Origin of the sequence: Neorhizobium sp. 2083, assembly GCF_031455615.1 — a bacterium.
Lineage (GTDB): Bacteria > Pseudomonadota > Alphaproteobacteria > Rhizobiales > Rhizobiaceae > Neorhizobium.
Genome location: NZ_JAVDTC010000010.1, coordinates 66,769 through 85,334 on the forward strand (window position 1 = coordinate 66,769; position 18,566 = coordinate 85,334).

16 protein-coding genes are annotated in these 18,566 nt (G+C 60.3%); 10 read left to right on the forward strand and 6 right to left on the reverse strand.

Annotated features, from left to right (window positions below; translation table 11 throughout):
• The first annotated feature begins 79 nt into the window (after window positions 1-79).
• From rho to J2X76_RS28205, 6 genes are all read left to right on the forward strand, one after another.
• Window positions 80-1,345, forward strand: coding sequence for a transcription termination factor Rho (gene rho, locus J2X76_RS28180; RefSeq protein WP_110118995.1), 1,266 nt, complete (start codon window positions 80-82; stop codon window positions 1,343-1,345).
• A gap of 86 nt (window positions 1,346-1,431) precedes the next feature.
• A complete protein-coding gene (gene mnmE / locus J2X76_RS28185) occupies window positions 1,432-2,739 on the forward strand; it encodes a tRNA uridine-5-carboxymethylaminomethyl(34) synthesis GTPase MnmE (protein WP_310220846.1) in 1,308 nt (435 codons plus the stop codon).
• A gap of 45 nt (window positions 2,740-2,784) precedes the next feature.
• Entirely contained in the window at window positions 2,785-4,665 is a 1,881-nt protein-coding gene (gene mnmG, locus J2X76_RS28190; RefSeq protein ID WP_310220847.1) for a tRNA uridine-5-carboxymethylaminomethyl(34) synthesis enzyme MnmG, read from the forward strand.
• Window positions 4,665-5,282 carry a 16S rRNA (guanine(527)-N(7))-methyltransferase RsmG gene (rsmG, locus tag J2X76_RS28195; protein WP_113125343.1) on the forward strand — a complete coding sequence of 206 codons (618 nt, stop codon included), beginning with the start codon at window positions 4,665-4,667 and terminating at the stop codon, window positions 5,280-5,282. Before mnmG ends, rsmG begins: the two co-directional genes overlap by 1 nt.
• Before the next feature lie 15 nt (window positions 5,283-5,297).
• Window positions 5,298-6,089 (forward strand): ParA family protein, encoded by a 792-nt coding sequence (locus tag J2X76_RS28200; RefSeq protein ID WP_113125342.1) that lies wholly within the window; start codon window positions 5,298-5,300, stop codon window positions 6,087-6,089.
• Window positions 6,090-6,117: 28 nt separating this feature from the next.
• Window positions 6,118-6,999, forward strand: coding sequence for a ParB/RepB/Spo0J family partition protein (locus J2X76_RS28205; RefSeq protein WP_310220848.1), 882 nt, complete (start codon window positions 6,118-6,120; stop codon window positions 6,997-6,999).
• 10 nt (window positions 7,000-7,009) lie between these two features.
• Here J2X76_RS28205 and holA read toward each other — a convergent pair whose 3' ends face one another.
• From holA to leuS, 3 genes are read right to left on the reverse strand one after another with little or no spacing between them, the layout of a single operon-like run.
• A complete protein-coding gene (holA, locus tag J2X76_RS28210) occupies window positions 7,010-8,041 on the reverse strand; it encodes a DNA polymerase III subunit delta (RefSeq protein WP_310220849.1) in 1,032 nt (343 codons plus the stop codon).
• Entirely contained in the window at window positions 8,029-8,589 is a 561-nt protein-coding gene (locus tag J2X76_RS28215) for a hypothetical protein (protein WP_113125339.1), read from the reverse strand. Before J2X76_RS28215 ends, holA begins: the two co-directional genes overlap by 13 nt.
• Window positions 8,579-11,209, reverse strand: a complete 2,631-nt coding sequence (gene leuS, locus J2X76_RS28220; RefSeq protein WP_310220850.1) for a leucine--tRNA ligase — start codon at window positions 11,207-11,209, stop codon at window positions 8,579-8,581. The genes J2X76_RS28215 and leuS overlap by 11 nt, the downstream gene beginning before the upstream one ends.
• Before the next feature lie 196 nt (window positions 11,210-11,405).
• Between leuS and J2X76_RS28225 the strand changes: the two genes are divergently transcribed.
• Window positions 11,406-12,065: a YggS family pyridoxal phosphate-dependent enzyme gene (locus tag J2X76_RS28225; RefSeq protein WP_310220851.1), complete on the forward strand. Its 660-nt coding sequence runs from the start codon at window positions 11,406-11,408 to the stop codon at window positions 12,063-12,065.
• Between the two features lie 106 nt (window positions 12,066-12,171).
• A complete protein-coding gene (locus J2X76_RS28230; protein WP_310220852.1) occupies window positions 12,172-14,103 on the forward strand; it encodes a propionyl-CoA synthetase in 1,932 nt (643 codons plus the stop codon).
• A 57-nt stretch (window positions 14,104-14,160) separates the two neighbouring features.
• On the opposite strand, the gene J2X76_RS28235 is transcribed toward J2X76_RS28230, so the two are convergent.
• Window positions 14,161-14,871: a DUF1013 domain-containing protein gene (locus J2X76_RS28235; protein WP_310220853.1), complete on the reverse strand. Its 711-nt coding sequence runs from the start codon at window positions 14,869-14,871 to the stop codon at window positions 14,161-14,163.
• A gap of 238 nt (window positions 14,872-15,109) precedes the next feature.
• Here J2X76_RS28235 and acs point away from each other — a divergent pair, with 238 nt between their 5' ends.
• Window positions 15,110-17,062 (forward strand): acetate--CoA ligase, encoded by a 1,953-nt coding sequence (acs, locus tag J2X76_RS28240; protein WP_113125335.1) that lies wholly within the window; start codon window positions 15,110-15,112, stop codon window positions 17,060-17,062.
• A 129-nt stretch (window positions 17,063-17,191) separates the two neighbouring features.
• Window positions 17,192-17,830 carry a tetratricopeptide repeat protein gene (locus J2X76_RS28245; RefSeq protein ID WP_310220855.1) on the forward strand — a complete coding sequence of 213 codons (639 nt, stop codon included), beginning with the start codon at window positions 17,192-17,194 and terminating at the stop codon, window positions 17,828-17,830.
• Here the strand turns inward: J2X76_RS28245 and J2X76_RS28250 are convergent, their stop codons facing one another.
• Together J2X76_RS28250 and J2X76_RS28255 are read right to left on the reverse strand one after the other, a co-directional pair.
• Window positions 17,831-18,277 carry a thermonuclease family protein gene (locus J2X76_RS28250; RefSeq protein ID WP_113125333.1) on the reverse strand — a complete coding sequence of 149 codons (447 nt, stop codon included), beginning with the start codon at window positions 18,275-18,277 and terminating at the stop codon, window positions 17,831-17,833. It abuts the gene before it with no gap.
• Between the two features lie 49 nt (window positions 18,278-18,326).
• Window positions 18,327-18,545: a DUF1674 domain-containing protein gene (locus J2X76_RS28255; protein ID WP_113125369.1), complete on the reverse strand. Its 219-nt coding sequence runs from the start codon at window positions 18,543-18,545 to the stop codon at window positions 18,327-18,329.
• Between the last annotated feature and the right edge of the window lie 21 nt (window positions 18,546-18,566).

Here is an 18,566-nt window from a genome sequence, read left to right on the forward strand (position 1 = left end):
CCCCGGTTCATCTTCCGCGGTAGCGAATTTCACCGACACGCCTACATTCCCCCGAAATTCTCAATATGGTCCCCCCTTCATGGCTGAAATGAAGCTTCAAGAACTCAAAAGCAAATCCCCTACAGATTTGCTGACCTTCGCCGAATCACTCGAGGTCGAGAACGCCAGCACGATGCGAAAGCAGGAGCTGATGTTCGCCATCCTCAAGGTTCTGGCGAGCCAGGACGTCGAAATCATCGGCGAGGGCGTGGTCGAGGTCTTGCAGGACGGGTTCGGTTTCCTGCGTTCCGCGAACGCGAACTATCTGCCCGGTCCCGATGATATCTATATCTCTCCCTCCCAGATCCGCCGCTTCTCGCTGAAGACCGGCGACACGGTCGAAGGCCCGATCCGCGGTCCGAAGGAAGGCGAACGTTATTTCGCCCTTCTCAAGGTCAACACCATCAATTTCGACGATCCGGAAAAAATCCGTCACAAGGTCCACTTCGACAACCTGACGCCGCTCTATCCGAACGAGCGGTTCAAGATGGAGCTGGAGATCCCGACTTCCAAGGATCTCTCCGCCCGCGTCATCGATCTGGTGGCGCCGCTCGGCAAGGGCCAGCGCGGCCTGATCGTCGCGCCGCCGCGGACCGGTAAGACCGTTCTCCTGCAGAACATCGCCCACTCCATCACCGCCAATCACCCGGAATGTTACCTGATCGTCCTTCTGATCGACGAACGTCCGGAAGAAGTCACGGACATGCAGCGCTCCGTAAAGGGCGAAGTCGTTTCCTCCACTTTCGACGAACCGGCTGTGCGTCACGTGCAGGTGGCCGAAATGGTGATCGAAAAGGCCAAGCGCCTCGTTGAGCATGGCCGTGACGTCGTCATCCTGCTCGATTCGATTACTCGCCTCGGCCGCGCCTACAACACCGTCGTGCCCTCTTCCGGCAAGGTTCTGACGGGCGGCGTCGACGCCAACGCCCTGCAGCGCCCGAAGCGTTTCTTCGGTGCTGCACGTAACATCGAGGAAGGCGGTTCCCTGACGATCATCGCGACTGCGCTGATCGATACCGGTAGCCGCATGGACGAAGTCATCTTCGAAGAATTCAAGGGCACCGGCAACTCGGAAATCGTGCTCGACCGTAAGGTCGCCGACAAGCGTATCTTCCCGTCAATGGATATCCTCAAGTCCGGTACCCGCAAGGAAGACCTGCTGGTGCCGCGCCAGGATCTCCAGAAGATTTTCGTGCTTCGCCGTATCCTTGCCCCGATGGGCACCACGGACGCGATCGAGTTCCTGATCGACAAGCTGAAGCAGACGAAGACCAACGGCGACTTCTTCGACTCGATGAACACCTGATCCTTAGCCGGATTCGCGATGATCATGAAGCGCTCGGTCTTGCCGGGCGCTTTTCAGTTTAGAGCCGCCTCTGATAGATTGATCCCATGGCCCAGTCAGACAGCGATACGATCTTTGCTCTTTCCAGCGGCACTCTGCCGGCGGGGGTCGCGGTCCTGCGGCTGAGCGGTTCGCGCGCGTTTCAGGCAGCGGTCCATCTTGCCGGCGAATTGCCGGCGGACAGGAAGGCGGGATTGCGAACGATTCGGAACCGCAACGGTCTGATCATCGACCAAGCCCTTGTGTTGAGTTTTCCGGCACCTGGATCCTTCACGGGCGAGGATTGTGTGGAAATACATCTGCATGGTAGCCGAGCGGTCGTCTCGGCGGTTTACCAGGAACTGGAGGCAATCGACGGGCTTCGCCTGGCCGAGGCCGGGGAATTTTCCCGCCGCGCCTTCGAGAACGGCAAGCTGGATCTTGTGGAGGTCGAGGGGCTGGCGGATTTGATAGCCGCCGAGACCGAGATGCAGCGCCGCCTCGCCGTGGAACAGGGGTTTGGCGGGCAGTCGGCGCTTTATATGGCCTGGGCCGAGAGACTGACCCGTGCACGTGCCCTGATCGAAGCGGAACTCGACTTCGCGGACGAGGACGACGTGCCGGGATCCGTCTCGGAGAGGGTCTGGGCGGAAGTGGCTGATCTTTATCTCGAGATCGAGGAGCATATCGCTTCCGCGAAGGCCGGTGAGATCATTCGGGACGGCTACAAGGTGGTTATCGCCGGGCCGCCCAATGCCGGAAAATCGAGCCTTCTCAACGCGCTGGCGAAACGCGATGTTGCGATTGTCACCGAAATCGCCGGTACGACAAGGGATCTTCTGCATGTCGATATCGATATGGAGGGTTATCTTGTTCGGTTTTTCGATACGGCGGGATTGCGTGAAAGCGTTGACCGGGTCGAGCAGGAAGGCGTCCGCAGGGCAAGGATAGCGATCGGGCAGGCGGATCTTGTTCTCCAGCTCGAAGAAATCGATTCGGACTCGAAACATGTTCTTGATGGTGTGAAAGCCGAAGTTCTGAGGGTGGGTACCAAGGCAGATATGCGAGGGCAATCGGCCCTATACGACCTCACCATTTCAAGCCAGACGGGAGATGGGCTTGAAGAACTTCGGTCTCTGATCCTGCAGAAGCTTCGGGAAACCTGGTCCGGATCTTTGGTCCCCAATCGGGCGCGGCATCTTCAATACCTCAAAGAGGCTTCCCATTTTATCGCAGAAGCGCTAAACGGCCGGGAGCTTGATCTTCGCGCCGAAAGCCTTCGGGCCGCGGCGTCGTCACTGGGCCGCATCACCGGCCGGGTCGATGTGGAACAGCTTCTGGATGTGATTTTTTCGCAGTTCTGCATCGGCAAGTGATTCACGTGAAACAGGGCGCTTGGCGCGGTTTCATGAGGTGGGTAGATGGAAACGACATTCGACGTAATCGTCATCGGTGGCGGACATGCCGGCTGTGAGGCCGCGAGTGCTGCTGCGCGCATGGGAGCAAAAACGGCGCTGATAACGCATAGCCGGGAAACGATCGGCGTCATGTCCTGCAATCCGGCGATCGGCGGGCTCGGCAAGGGTCACCTTGTGCGCGAAGTCGACGCGTTCGACGGGTTGATGGGGCGGGTGGCCGACGCGTCCGGCATTCAGTTCCGCCTTCTCAATCGCAAGAAGGGGCCTGCGGTGCGCGGGCCCCGGACGCAGGCCGATCGCAAGCTTTACCGTCAGGCGATGCAGCGCGAGATCTTGAACCATGCCAATCTTACGGTGATTGAAGGTGACGCGTTTGACATCGACATCCAAGATGAGCGCGTGGCGGCCGTGGAACTCAAGGATGGCCGTCGATTCGGATGCGGAACGGTTGTCCTGACGACGGGTACCTTCCTTCGTGGCTTGATTCATATCGGCGACCAGAAGATCCCTGCCGGTCGCGTGGGAGAGGCGCCTTCGCTCGGATTGTCGCAGACCCTTTCCCGCTTCGGTCTCCGCCTTGGCAGGTTAAAGACCGGTACCCCTGCCCGGCTGGACGGAAATACGATCGACTGGACGCGGGTTGGCCGGCAGGAAGCGGACGAGGATCCGGTTCCCTTCTCCTTCATGACCGACCGCATTACAACGCGGCAAATCGCCTGCGGCGTTACTCGCACTACGGATGCCACGCATAAGATCATCTCTGACAACATCCATCGTTCAGCGATGTATTCCGGCCAGATTGAGGGCGTCGGCCCGCGTTATTGCCCATCGATCGAAGACAAGATCGTCCGCTTCGGCGAACGTGACGGCCATCAGATCTTTCTGGAGCCGGAAGGCCTGGACGATCCAACCGTTTATCCAAATGGAATCTCGACGTCCCTCCCCGCCGAGGTGCAGGAAGCTTTCATCCGCACCATTCCGGGCTTGGAGACGGTGGACATCATCCAGCCCGGCTATGCAATCGAATATGATCATGTGGATCCACGCGAGCTGACCGCCGCCCTCGAAGTCAAGAAAATGCCCGGCCTCTTCCTCGCTGGCCAGATCAACGGGACGACCGGATATGAAGAGGCTGCCGCACAGGGGCTGGTTGCCGGGCTCAATGCTGCGCGTAAAGCTTCCGGCGGGGAAACCTATCATTTCAGCCGCGCGGACTCCTATATCGGCGTCATGATCGACGATTTGACATCTCGCGGAGTAACCGAGCCCTACCGGATGTTTACCTCGCGCGCCGAATATCGCCTTTCGCTTCGCGCCGATAATGCGGATGTCAGATTGACCGATAAAGCCATTGAGCTCGGTTGTGTCAGTTCCGATCGGGCGGCGAAGTTCCGGGATTATATGGAATCCCTGGAGAGTGGACGCGAGCTTCTCCGGTCCCGCAATCTGACGCCGAACGAAGCGATTGGACATGGATTGAAGCTCAACAAGGACGGTCAGCGGCGGACGGCGTATGAGCTGCTCGCTTATCCTGACCAATCGCTGGCCGCGCTCATCCCCATCTGGCCAGAATTGGCACAGCTTTCCCCAAAGGTTGGCGAAGCGTTGGAAATCGAGGCGTCCTATGCGGTCTATATGAATCGGCAGGCCGCCGATATTCATGCTACCCATCGGGACGAAGCACGAATTATCCCGCAAGGCTTTGATTTTTCAGGACTTCCTGGACTTTCAAACGAACTTAAAATGAAACTGACAGCGGCAAATCCAGGGAATCTCGCACAGGCTTCCAAGGTGGACGGAATGACTCCGGCCGCCCTTGCGCTTATTTTGGCACTACTGAGAAAAGAAGAAGCTGCCCCGCAGCGCGTTAAGCGAGTCCTGTAATGCTGCTGAACGGCAAGAGTGTTTCACGTGAAACGCAGGAGAAGCTCAAGCATTTTGCTGCGCTTTTCCAAAAATGGGCGAAGACCATCAATCTGGTGGCGCCCTCTACACTGGATGAATTGTGGCAGAGGCATATTGCCGATAGCGCTCAAATCTTCCAGCTGTCTCCGACACCTCTTAAATGGCTCGATCTCGGCTCTGGTGGTGGTTTCCCCGGGGTCATTACTGCAATTTTTCTTGCAGAGACACAGGAAGGGTGGGTTCATCTGGTTGAGAGTAATCAGAAGAAGGCTGCGTTCCTTCGTGTTGCTCTGAATGAGACGGGAGCAAGGGGCTCGGTCCATCCTCTACGAATCGAGGCGGCGTCATCGGCGCTGCCGGATTGCGATCGTATCTCCGCGCGAGCCCTTGCGGAGCTCGATCTGCTCCTGTCCTACACTTCGGGTTGGATGATCGGGAAAGATGCAAGAGGTTTTTTTCATAAAGGCCGGGATTACGCCGCGGAAATAGAGAAAGCCCGTGGTCGTTGGGCATTCGATCTGATAAAACATCCAAGTGCCGTCGAGCCAGATTCAGTCATTCTCGAAGTCAGCAATTTAAGGCACAAAGAACCCTAGATTTTCAGGTGCTGCATGTTTGAAAGAAATCGGGTTATCACGATTGCCAACCAAAAAGGCGGCGTGGGGAAGACGACGACGGCAATCAATCTGGCAACGGCGCTGGCGGCCATTGGCGAGCGCGTGCTTATTGTGGATCTTGATCCGCAGGGCAATGCCAGCACCGGCTTGGGTATCGAGCGTCGGGATCGCAAGCTCTCCTCCTACGACCTCCTGATGGGCTATAATTCCATCACAGAAACGGCGTTGGAAACGGCAGTCCCCAATCTCCATATCGTGCCATCGACGATGGACCTGCTTGGCTTCGAGATGGAGATTTCCCAGGCCTCGGACCGGGCTTTCAAGCTTCGTCGCGCGCTGGATAGTAGTGACGCCCTGACCTATTCCTACATCCTGCTGGATTGCCCGCCCTCCTTCAATCTGTTGACCATGAATGCTATGGCGGCGGCTCATTCCATCCTTGTGCCTCTTCAGTGCGAATTTTTCGCATTGGAAGGCTTGAGCCAGCTGCTGGAGACGGTCGATCAGGTGCGGCGCAGTGTCAACCCGTCGCTTGATATCCAGGGTATCGTGCTGACCATGTTCGATGCCCGCAACAATCTTGCTCAGCAGGTTGTCAACGATGTGCGGACGCATCTGGGTGAGAAAGTCTATCATACGTTGATACCGCGCAATGTCCGCGTATCGGAGGCGCCATCCTATGGTAAGCCGGCTATCCTTTACGACCTGAAATGCGCCGGCAGCCAGGCTTATTTGCAGCTGGCTTCTGAAGTCATCCAGCGGGAACGCAGGCGCAAGGCGGCCTGAAGCCTTGCAGACCAAGTGAGTAGTGAGAATGAACGACGACCTCTCGAAACGGCGCCTGGGGCGCGGTCTTGCAGCCCTCATCGGTGAGATGGACCAGACGGCGCCTGTCGATAACGGCGCCCGGAGCGTCAATCCGGACCGGATGGTTCCGATTGAACACGTATCCCGTAACCCGAAAAACCCGCGCCGGAGTTTCGACGAGAACGAGCTGCAGGATCTGGCGAGCTCTATCCGTCAGCACGGGATTGTTCAGCCGGTCGTCGTTCGGCCCCGAGGCTCCAGTCAGTATGAGATCATTGCCGGGGAACGGCGTTGGCGCGCGGCGCAGCTGGCTGGCTTGGTTGAGATACCCGTCATTGTTCGCGATGTGGACGATCGGACGGCGCTTGAAATCGCGATCGTCGAAAACGTCCAGCGATCGGACCTCAATCCCTTGGAAGAGGCATTGGGTTATGATCAGCTGATTGCCGAACACGGCTATACCCAGAACGACCTCGGCGAGATCATTGGTAAAAGCCGAAGCCATGTTGCCAATAGTCTTCGCCTGCTGAAATTGCCGGAGCCTGTGCGCGACATGCTGGCAGCCGGGAGTTTGTCGGCCGGTCACGCCCGCGCTCTGATTACCACATCCGATCCCGCTTCTTTGGCGCGTACGATCATTGCCAAAGGAATGTCGGTTCGTGATGCGGAGAAGCTTGCCCAGAACGACATCAAGGCTCAGTCAGAACCAGCGATCGTTTCGAAGGCGGAACAAAAGGATTCCGATACACTTGCGCTTGAGCGGACCCTTTCCGATTCCCTTGGACTGGATGTCAAGATCAACCACAAGAACGGTTCGGGTCAGATCCGGATCGGCTATCGGACGCTGGAGCAGCTCGAGGAGATCTGCCGTCTCCTGGAGCGGAGATAGCTTAATAAATTCAACGGCTTGATTGAATAGCCGTGGCCATCAGGGTGTGGAACGCGATATTGGGTTCCAGGCTCTGTTTCTGGCGCGACATCAGGATGGCGGCCTGCAGTCTTTCGGTTTCACGTGCGAGCGCTGGCGAACTCCAAGTTCTCAGCGCTTTTTCCATAAGCGGTTTGCGCTTGAAGTGAATATGCCGGCCGAGCGTCATCATGACCTGGGCGGTCTGGAGCTTCTTTTCCTCCATTTCCGCCTTCATCAGATCCAGCAATTGGAACTGTTTCAGGCAGGATTGCAAGACGAGGAAAACCGGGGTTTTCGACGAGACGACTTTCTGGATAGCGCGATGCAGGCCGGGCAGGTCGCCGCTGAGGATGGCATCGACCGCCTCGTCCGCGGAAACGGCGCTGGCATCGCCGATGATTTCATCGACATGGCCCTCTTCCACCATGCCCATACCGCGGCAATAGAGGGCAAGCTTGCGGATCTCGTTGCGTGAGGCCACGCGATCCCCGCCAAGCAGCTCGAGGAGCCTCTGGCGGCCGCCGGGGCTGATCCGCAGGCCTTCGCTCCCGAGTTCCGAATCGATGAGGCTGTTCAAGGCCTTCACGTCATCCGCATAGCAGGGAATGACGGCGATCGATCGTGATGGTTCGGCGATCTTCCGCAGTCCGCTGCCCTTCTTGAGGTCGCCTGCCTCGACGATCAGGATATTGGCAGGAGCGGGACCGTCCGCCAGTACCTGCATTGCGTCGAGAAGGGGTTTCTCATTGGCGGCGCCACGCAGCCAGACAAGCTTGGAACCGCCGAAAAGGCCCAGCGAATTCACCTCGTCCAGAAGCCGGCCGGGATCGCCCTGCAGGTCCGAGACGTCGAGCTTGAGCATGGCGAAGGGGTCGTCCTGCGAAACGCCCGTCTTGCCCGCCAACAGGGCCGCGCGCTCCGAAACGAGGCCGCGGTCCGGGCCATAGATCACGAAGATCCTGTAGAGTTCCGCGCTCTTCTCGGCAAAGCGATCGAATTCGTGGGACTTTACTTCTGCCATACCGTCTGCGGCTGAGGTTCGCGCGAAAGGACGATGGCGATCTCGGCGCGGATGAATTCAGCGAGTTCTCTCGCGGCACGATTCTCCGCATCGCGAACCGCACGGAGCTTCGTGAAGCCCTGGCCCGGTACGTCGATGAGCGACACCACTTCGCGTTTGGCGGACTTGAGGATCTGTCCGTCCTTGATGCGCGTGATCGTGTAGGTGCCTTCTACCTGGACGCGGCCGGGCAGCGGCACGCCGGTCGGGGAGACGTTGTCGTCATTCTCGTCGTCGATGATGCTCGAAGCCGTGCTCTTGGTCTTCAGCTTCACCTCGTAAGCGGGGTGGGTGGATTCGCCGGCCCCGCCGGAGGTCAGGAAAACCAGATGGTTGCGGACAACCTGATCGATGCGGCTATGGGGCTGCTCGAAGCCCACCGAAGCTAGGCGCTCGCCTGTGCCGGAAGCTTCGGAATAAAGCGGGCGTACCTGGCATCCAGCCAAGAGTGTCAGCGTTATCAGGCCGGATACCAACCCGAAGCGACGAAGAGAGCGGTCAAACGACAATGTTTACGATCCTCTGTGGGACGACGATGACTTTCTTCGGCGCCCGGCCTTCAAGTGCCGTCTTGACCGCATCCAGCGCCAGAACCGCAGCTTCGACCGCACTTTGATCCGCGTCGCGCGCGATTGTCAATTCGCCACGCTTCTTGCCGTTGATTTGGACCGGCAGTGTGACTTCGTTCTCGATGACGAGGGTTTCTTCATAGCGCGGCCAGGCGGCCAGGGAGAGCAGTTCCGTGTTGCCGAGAACCGCCCAGCACTCTTCGGCGAGATGCGGCGTCATGGGCGCAACGAGCTGGACCAGGATTTCGGAGGCGTTGCGAACGGCGGCGCGATAGGCAGCATTGCCTTCCCCGGCAGCGACCCGGCCAAGCGGCGCGGCAAGCGCATTCACCAGCTCATAGATGCGCGCCACGGCCTTGTTGAACGATAGCTTGTCGTAGTCTCCCTGCACGGCCTTCAGCGTCTTGTGGGCGAGCTGCGAGATCGCCAGGGCTTCGCCGTCCTTGGCCGGCGCCGGATCAACGCCGGCAAGGTTCTCGGAGGCTTCGGAAATCAGGCGCCACAGGCGCTGCGTGAAACGATGCGCGCCTTCGACGCCGGCTTCAGACCAGATGACGTCACGGTCCGGCGGCGAGTCCGAGAGCACGAAGAAACGGGCCGTATCGGCGCCATAGGATGCGATGATGTCGTCCGGGTCGACGACGTTCTTCTTCGACTTCGACATCTTCTCGATCGAGCCGATCGTCACTTCCTCGCCGCCTTTCAGCATGGTGGCGCGGCGCTTGCCGTCGACTTCCTCGATCTTGATATCGGCGGGAGCCACCCATTCGCCGTTCGGGCCGGAGCCGCGGCGGTAGGTTTCGTGTACGACCATGCCCTGGGTGAACAGGCCCTTGAAGGGTTCCTTGGCGTCCACATGCCCGGTTTCGCGCATGGCGCGGGTGAAGAAGCGCGAATAGAGCAGGTGCAGGATCGCATGCTCGATGCCGCCGATATACTGGTCGACCGGGAGCCAGCGGTTGGCCACAGTCGGATCGGTGGGATTTTTCTCCCAAGGCGCCGTGAAGCGGGTGAAATACCAGCTCGAATCGACGAACGTGTCCATCGTATCGGTCTCGCGGCGAGCATCCTTGCCGCATTGCGGGCAGGCGACATGGCGCCAGGTCGGATGCCGGTCGAGCGGGTTGCCCGGCAGGTCGAAGGTCACGTCGTCCGGCAGTTTCACCGGCAGGTCGGTCTTCGGCACCGGCACGACGCCGCAATCATCGCAATGGATGACCGGGATCGGGCAGCCCCAGTAACGCTGGCGCGAAATGCCCCAGTCGCGCAGGCGGAAATTCACCTTGCGCTCGCCCTGCGGCATGTTGCCGACCAGGGTTTCCGACAAGCGGTCGGCGACGATCGCAAAGGCTTCGTCGGTCGTCTTGCCGTCCAGAAAACGCGAATTGATCATCACGCCGTCATCGACATAGGCCGTGTCACCGACGGCAAAGGTTGCGGCATCGCCGTCCTTCGGCATGACGACCGGAACGACCGGCAGCCCGTATTTGCGCGCAAAATCCAGGTCGCGCTGGTCGCCGGACGGGCAGCCGAAGATGGCACCGGTGCCGTAATCCATCAGCACGAAATTGGCGACATAGACCGGCAGTTCCCAGGAAGGGTCAAGCGGATGCCTGACGCGGATCCCGGTGTCGATGCCCTTTTTCTCGGCCGTCTCCAGTGCCGCGAGGGAGGTTCCGTGATGGCGGCATTCTTCGGCGAAAGCTTCGATAGCCGGATTCTGAGCGGCAGCGGCCTTGGCCAGCGGGTGGTCGGCGGCGATCGCCAGGAAGGAGGCGCCGAACAGCGTGTCAGGGCGGGTCGTGTAGACCACGACTTCGCTCTCGCCGGCGGGTGCCGTCGAACCGACGATTTCCCAGCGGACCGTCAGGCCCTCGGAGCGGCCGATCCAGTTCTTCTGCATCAGCCGGACCTTTTCAGGCCACTGGTCGAGCGTATCGAGCGCGTCGAGCAGGTCCTGGCTGAAATCGGTGATTTTGAAGAACCACTGCACCAGGTCGCGCTGTTCCACCAGCGCACCGGAACGCCAGCCGCGGCCGTCGATGACCTGCTCGTTGGCAAGGACCGTCTGGTCGACCGGATCCCAGTTGACCTTGGACTGCTTGCGATAAACGAGGCCCTTTTCCATCATGTCGAGGAAGAGATGCTGCTGCTGCTGGTAATATTCGACGTCGCAGGTGGCGAATTCGCGTGACCAGTCGAGCGACAGGCCCATGGCCTTCAGCTGCGCCTTCATGGATTCGATGTTCTGGTAGGTCCAGGACTTCGGGTGCACCTTGTTGTCGCGCGCGGCATTTTCGGCCGGCATGCCGAACGCGTCCCAGCCCATCGGATGCAGGACGTTGAAGCCGCGGGCGCGCTTGTAGCGGGCCACGACGTCGCCCATGGCGTAGTTGCGCACATGGCCCATGTGAATGCGGCCCGACGGATAGGGAAACATTTCTAGAACGTAGTATTTTTCGCGCGGATCGCCGTTGTCGGTTTCGAAAACCTTGGCATCGTTCCAGATCTGCTGCCAGCGAGGCTCGGCATCGCGCGGATTATAACGTTCAGTCGCCATTTCAATGATATTCCGGGAAAACAGGATCAAGAGTCGGGCGAGACCTTCACCATGAAACCCCGCAAGCGTCAAGTTTTACGGGGTCGGGAAGGCCAGGTTTAGGGCGAAACACCCTTGGCAGAGCGTTATATGAGGGCTAAGCGCTGAGCTTGCAAGAAAAGCGGAAGGCACTGGTAAAAGCGGAAGGCATGGGGTCATGAGCGTCGAAGAACGGCTGCAGGATGTGAAGGCACGGATCGGGAAGGTGGAGCGTCTGTCGAAGCGCTCGGCAGGATCGGTGACGCTTGTCGCGGTTTCGAAAACGTTCGATGCGCAAGACATCCGGCCGGCGATCGCGGCCGGGCAGCGGGTATTCGGCGAAAACCGGGTGCAGGAAAGCCAGGGCAAGTGGCCGGAGCTGAAGGCCGAGACGCCCGGTATCGAACTGCATCTGATCGGCCCGCTACAATCCAACAAGGCCGTGGACGCGGTGGCGCTGTTCGATGTCATCGAAACTGTGGACCGGGAAAAGATCGCCCGCGCACTTGCCGACGAGATCAAAAAGCAGGGCAAGGCGCCGAAGCTTTATGTGCAGGTGAATACCGGGTTGGAGCCGCAGAAGGCCGGCATCGAGCCGAAACAGACCGTCGCCTTCGTCGAACTTTGCCGCCGGGAGCTCGGGCTTTCGATCGAGGGGCTGATGTGCATTCCGCCGGCCGAGGAAAACCCGGGGCCGCATTTCGCGCTGCTTGCCAAGCTCGCCAAGGAATGTGGTGTCGAAAAGCTCTCTATGGGCATGTCCGGCGATTTCGAGACGGCGGTCGAATTCGGCGCGACCAGCGTGCGTGTCGGTTCGGCCATTTTCGGGGCGCGCTGAAAACAGGCTTTTGCCAAGTGCCTAGCGCTTTCGTCGGGCTTTCCGGCGCCTTTCGCACACCCTAGATTATTCACTTCGGGCTGTGCTCATGTGACGGGAGGTGCAGATGCAAAGCCGCTATTTCGACGTTTATGAAGGCTGGCAAAAGGATCCGGAAGGGTTCTGGAAAAGCGCTTCGACCGCCATCGACTGGTTCAGGGAACCGGAAAAGATTTTCGACCGGGATGAAGGGGTCTATGGCCGCTGGTTCACCGGCGGCGAGACCAATACCTGTTACAACTGCCTCGACCGGCATGTGGCGGCTGGCCGTGGCGGGCAGCGCGCCTTCATCCACGACAGCGCCATGACCGGCAGGCAGAAGACTTTCACCTATGCCGAGGTTCTCGACGAGGTGAAGGCGATTGCCGCGGTTCTCGTCGATCTCGGCATCAGCAAGGGTGACCGGGTCGTCATCTACATGCCGATGGTGCCTGAGGCGATCTTTTCGATGCTGGCCTGCGCCCGGCTTGGTGCTGTGCATTCGGTCGTGTTCGGCGGTTTTGCGGCGCAGGAACTGGCGGCGCGGCTGAATGATTCGGAGGCGAAACTGGTGATCAGCGCCAGCTGCGGTCTCGAACCCGGCCGCATCGTCGCCTACAAGCCGCTGCTCGACCAGGCGATCGAGCTTGCGCGGGTGAAGCCGAAGCATTGTCTCATTCTCCAGCGTGAGCAGCTCCGCGCCGAGTTGCGGGCGGAGCGGGGAGAGCTGGATTTTGCACAGACCGTCGAAAAGGCGCGCGGCAGGGACGTGCCCTGCGTGCCGGTCAAGGCGACCGATCCGCTCTATATCCTCTACACGTCGGGGACGACCGGGCAGCCGAAGGGCGTCGTGCGCGACAATGGCGGGCACATGGTGGCGCTGCACTGGAGCATGGAGAACATCTTCGGCGTCAAGCCCGGAGAGGTGTTCTGGACCGCATCCGACATAGGGTGGGTCGTCGGCCATTCCTATATCGTCTATGGGCCGCTGCTGACCGGCAATACGAGCGTGATCTTCGAGGGCAAGCCGGTGGGCACACCGGATGCCGGAACGTTCTGGCGGGTCGTCAGCGACCATGACGTGAAAGTGCTGTTCACCGCGCCGACGGCCTTCCGTGCCATCCGCCGTGACGATCCCGATGGCGAACTGGTGGAGAAATACGACCTGACAGGCATGCGGGCGCTTTTCCTCGCCGGCGAACGGGCTGATTCGGAGACCCTGAAATGGGCCGAGCAGAAGCTGAAGATCCCGGTGATCGACCACTGGTGGCAGACGGAAACCGGCTGGCCGGTCGCCGCCAACACCGTCGGTCTCGGGCTGATGCCGGTCAAGCACGGTTCTCCGACGCGGCCGATGCCGGGTTACGCGCTCGACGTGCTGGACGACGCCGGACATCCGGTGCCGCGCGGCACGCTCGGCAATATCGTCATCAAGCTGCCGCTGCCGCCCGGCTGCCTGGTCAGCTTCTGGAACGCCGACCAGCGGTTCCGAGAGGCGTGCCTGGAGGAGTTTCCAGGGTATTACAAGACGGCGGATGCCGGGATGATGGACGAGGACGGCTATATCTTTGTGATGGCCCGCACCGACGACATCATCAACTGCGCCGGCCACCGGCTTTCGACCGGGGCTATGGAGGAGGTCTGCGCCAAACATCCCGACGTCGCCGAATGCGCGGTGATCGGGGTGCACGACAAGACCAAGGGGCAGATTCCCTGCGGTTTCATGGTGCTCAAGAACCATGTTTCACGGGAAACGTCCGATATCGCCCGGGAAGTGGCCGAACTGGTGCGCAACGAGATCGGTCCCGTGGCGGCGTTCAAGACGGTGATGGTGGTGCACAAGCTGCCGAAGACCCGGTCCGGCAAGATCCTGCGCGGCACGATGCAGAAGATCGCCGACGACATGCCGTGGAAGATGCCGGCGACGATCGAGGACGCGGGCGTGCTGGACGAGATTACCGCGATCCTGAAGGCCAACGGTTATGCCCGCGAAGGCAGCGGCCTGAAACAGAGCGCCTGAACGAAAAAGCCCCGGATCGTCTCCGGGGCTTTTGGGATGTAAATCAAAAGGGTTCGATCAGTAGCGATCGTCTTCCTCGTCTTCCTCGCGACGGGTGGACTTGAGCGAGGAGAGCTTGGCGAACACGGCGTCCGCGTCGATTTCCTTTTCTTCCTCGCGCTCGCTGCGATAGCTGAAGCCGAGGTTTTCGGTTTCGCTCGCGGGCTGCAGGGAAGCACCGAGTTCGGCGGCGGTCGGCAGCGGACGGCCCTTGGAGGCGCGTTCGACTTCGAGGTCGAGGTCGATCTGGCTGCAGAGGCCTAATGTAACCGGATCCATCGGCGTCAGGTTGGTGGAGTTCCAGTGGGTGCGCTCGCGGATCTGCTCGATCGTCGACTTGGTGGTGCCGACGAGGCGGGAGATCTGGGCGTCCTTCAGTTCGGGATGGTTGCGGACCAGCCAGAGGATGGCGTTGGGGCGATCCTGGCGCTTGGAGACCGGCGTGTAGCGCGGGCCGCGGCGCTTTGATTCCGGCACGCGAACCTTCGGCTCGGAAAGCTTCAGCTTGTAGTTGATGTCCTTCTCGCCGCGCTCGATCTCGTCGCGCGAAAGCTGGCCGGTGGCGATTGGGTCGAGGCCCTTGATGCCCTGCGCCGCCTCGCCGTCCGCAATGGCCTTCACCTCGAGCGGATGGAGCTTGCAGAAATTGGCGATCTGATCAAAGGAAAGCGCGGTATTGTCGACCAGCCATACAGCGGTCGCCTTCGGCATGAGCAATTGTTGAGCCATGGGTATAGGTCCTCTGTCCGTCCGCGCCGGTGTCGCGGGCCGTGGGTATCAACCACAATTTCCGGGAATTTACCGCCCTATAATCGAATTGGGACGGAATTGCAAATCTTTGAATAAGATCGTCGCCACCGGATGAACGTTTGTCTAATTGCCGGCCTTGCCTCACCTGTTATGAATGCGGCACATATCCGCTGACGGTTCGATGCGCCGTCACGCGTGCCAATCCAGGGAGGTGTTCATGTCCGAAAAAGTCTACCCGGTCCTCAAGTCTGCAAAAGCAAAAGCGCTCATCGACAAGGACAAATACGAAAAGTGGTACGAGGAGAGCGTCGAGGATCCGGACAAGTTCTGGGGCAAGCACGGCAAGCGCATCGACTGGTTCAAGCCCTATACGAAAGTCAAGAACACGTCCTTCAAGGGCAAGGTCTCGATCAAGTGGTTCGAGGACGGGCTGACCAACGTCTCCTACAATTGCATCGATCGCCACCTGAAGACCCATGGGGAGCGTACCGCCCTGATCTGGGAAGGCGACAACCCGTATATCGACAAGAAGATCACCTATAACCAGCTCTACGATCAGGTCTGCCGGCTGGCCAACGTGCTGAAGAAGCACGGCGTCAAGAAGGGCGACCGCGTCACCATCTACATGCCGATGATCCCGGAAGCGGCCTATGCGATGCTCGCCTGCGCCCGCATCGGGGCGGTGCATTCGGTGGTGTTCGGCGGGTTCTCGCCGGAGGCGCTGGCCGGCCGCATCATCGATTGCCAGTCCACGTTCGTGATCACCTGCGACGAGGGCGTGCGCGGCGGCAAGCCGGTGCCGCTCAAGGACAATACCGATACGGCGATCCATATCGCGGCGCGCCAGCACGTGATCGTCAACAAGGTCGTCGTGGTGCGCCGCACCGGCGGCAAGACCGGCTGGGCGCCCGGGCGCGACCTCTGGTACCACCAGGAAATCGCCACCGTGAAGGAACATTGCGAGCCGGTGAAGATGAAGGCGGAAGATCCGCTGTTCATCCTCTACACGTCCGGTTCGACCGGCAAGCCGAAGGGCGTGCTGCACACGACCGGCGGTTATCTGGTGTTCGCAGCGATGACCCACGAATACACGTTCGACTACCATGACGGCGACATCTACTGGTGCACGGCCGATGTCGGCTGGGTGACCGGCCATTCCTATATCGTCTATGGGCCGCTCGCCAACTGCGCCACTTCGCTGATGTTCGAAGGCGTGCCGAACTTCCCGGACCAGGGCCGTTTCTGGGAAATCATCGACAAGCACAAGGTCAACATCTTCTACACGGCGCCGACGGCGATCCGTTCACTGATGGGTGCCGGCGACGAATTCGTGAAGCGTTCGTCCCGGGCAAGCCTGCGCCTGCTCGGCACGGTCGGCGAGCCGATCAATCCGGAAGCCTGGGAATGGTATTATAACGTGGTCGGCGACAAGCGCTGCCCGGTGGTCGATACCTGGTGGCAGACGGAAACCGGCGGCCACATGATCACGCCGCTGCCGGGCGCAACCGACCTGAAGCCGGGTTCGGCGACCAAGCCGTTCTTCGGCGTGAAGCCGGAGCTGGTCGATAACGAGGGCAAGGTGCTGGAAGGGGCGGCCGACGGCAATCTGTGCATCACCGATGCCTGGCCGGGCATGATGCGCACGGTCTATGGCGATCACGAGCGTTTCATCCAGACCTATTTCTCCACCTACAAGGGCAAATATTTCACCGGCGACGGCTGCCGGCGCGACGAGGACGGTTATTACTGGATCACCGGCCGCGTCGACGACGTGCTGAACGTTTCCGGCCACCGGCTCGGCACGGCGGAAGTGGAATCGGCGCTCGTCTCGCACAATCTGGTATCCGAGGCCGCGGTCGTCGGTTATCCGCACAATATCAAGGGCCAGGGCATCTATTGCTACGTGACCCTGATGGCGGGCCACGAGGGCACCGACGCGCTTCGCCAGGAGCTGGTGAAACATGTCCGCCAGGAGATCGGCCCGATCGCGGCACCGGACAAGATCCAGTTCGCGCCCGGCCTGCCGAAGACCCGCTCCGGCAAGATCATGCGCCGCATCCTGCGCAAGATCGCCGAGGACGATTTCGGCTCGCTGGGGGATATTTCCACGCTCGCCGATCCCGGCGTGGTGGACGACCTGATCGCCAACCGGCAGAACAAGGCTGGCTGAGTTCTTTGAGGAGCGGGCCGGCAAGGCCCGCTTTTTCATGTCTCCCAACCGCGGTTTTCGGCGCGGCCGCCCTGGGCCGCGGCTTTGCGCGCTCTATAACCTCTCGTGCAAACAGGCGGAGCGAACGGCATGAGAGGGATCTTGCGCATGGGCATTCTTTCGGCACTCATCTCGCTGGTCGGCGGGGGGCAGGCCATGTCCGACACCGCGAAAGGCATCGCGGCCTATCAGCGCGGCGACTATGCGAGAGCAATGAAGGAATTGCAGTCGGCGGCGGAAAAGGGCGACGAGCAGGCTTATTACAATCTCGGCGTCGCCTATGCGGAGGGCAAGGCCGGACCGCGCGACATGGCGAAAGCCATTGCCGCCTATCGCAAGGGCGCGGAAGGCGGCAGCGTGCTCGCAGCGTTCAGCCTCGGCCAGATCTACCGCAAGGGCGACGGCGTGGCGCATGACTATTCGCAAGCGGCGAAATGGTACGAAGCCGCCGCCAAACACGGGGATTTCCGCGCGTCCAACGAGCTCGGGCTTCTTTATGTCGAAGGCAAGGGCGTCGAGAAGAACCTCATCGAAGGATTTGCCTGGATCTATCCGGCGACCCATGCCTCGATCATGGACGACAGTGCCATGAAGAACGCCATGCAGCTTGCTTCGATGCTTACCAAAGACCAGCTCGACCGAGCCCAGACCAAGGGCCGGGCCTATTTCGAGAAATATTTCGAGCCCAATTCGGAGCTGACCGAGGCAATCCTCGAAGGCCAGCGATAATCAGTTCAGATCGCAGACCTCGCGCGGCTTGTGGCCGCCGTCATAGGTCCGCACCAGGCCGGCAAGCAGCAGATCCGCCCCGGCGTTGCGGCCATCGGAGAGCAGCACGTCGGCCACGATGCGGCCGAAATATTTGTCGCCGGAAATACGGGTAAGCTGGATCCTGGGGGACCGGGCAGTGAGCGCCTCGAGCGCCCGCTGCGCATCGAGCCCCGCCTCGCGAATGCGTTCACACTTCGACTTGAGCTCCGGCGCATCAATGCCGCGGATGCGGACATAAACTTCCATCTTCTGCTGCGGCCAGGGCTGGGCCTCGACGAGCAGCGTATCACCATCAACGACGCGCAGGATCTCGGCGGCGACCGGGCCGGAAATCTCGTCACGCGCTTCTGCTGCGGTGGCAAATACCGCGGCCATGACAGCAAGAATCAGAAGTGCTTTAGCCATGGAAAGGAATAAATTCCGATCAATGGTTAAAGTCAATAGGAATATTTACTTAGAAATCGATCGCCCGGCCGTTGATCTCCCAGTCGCCGAAGCGGGCGGGGTCGGCGCCGCCGCGGCCGCCGAATTCTTCGGGCATGTCGGTCTTTGCGGCAGCCTGACGGCGTTCCTCGGCTTCCCGCAGGGCGCGCTGGGCGGCCGGGGAGAGCGGCTTTTTCGGCGCACCGTCTTCCGGTGCGATTTCGGAATTGTCGTTGTCTGCACTTTGCATCTTGGACTTCGCCGCGTGGAT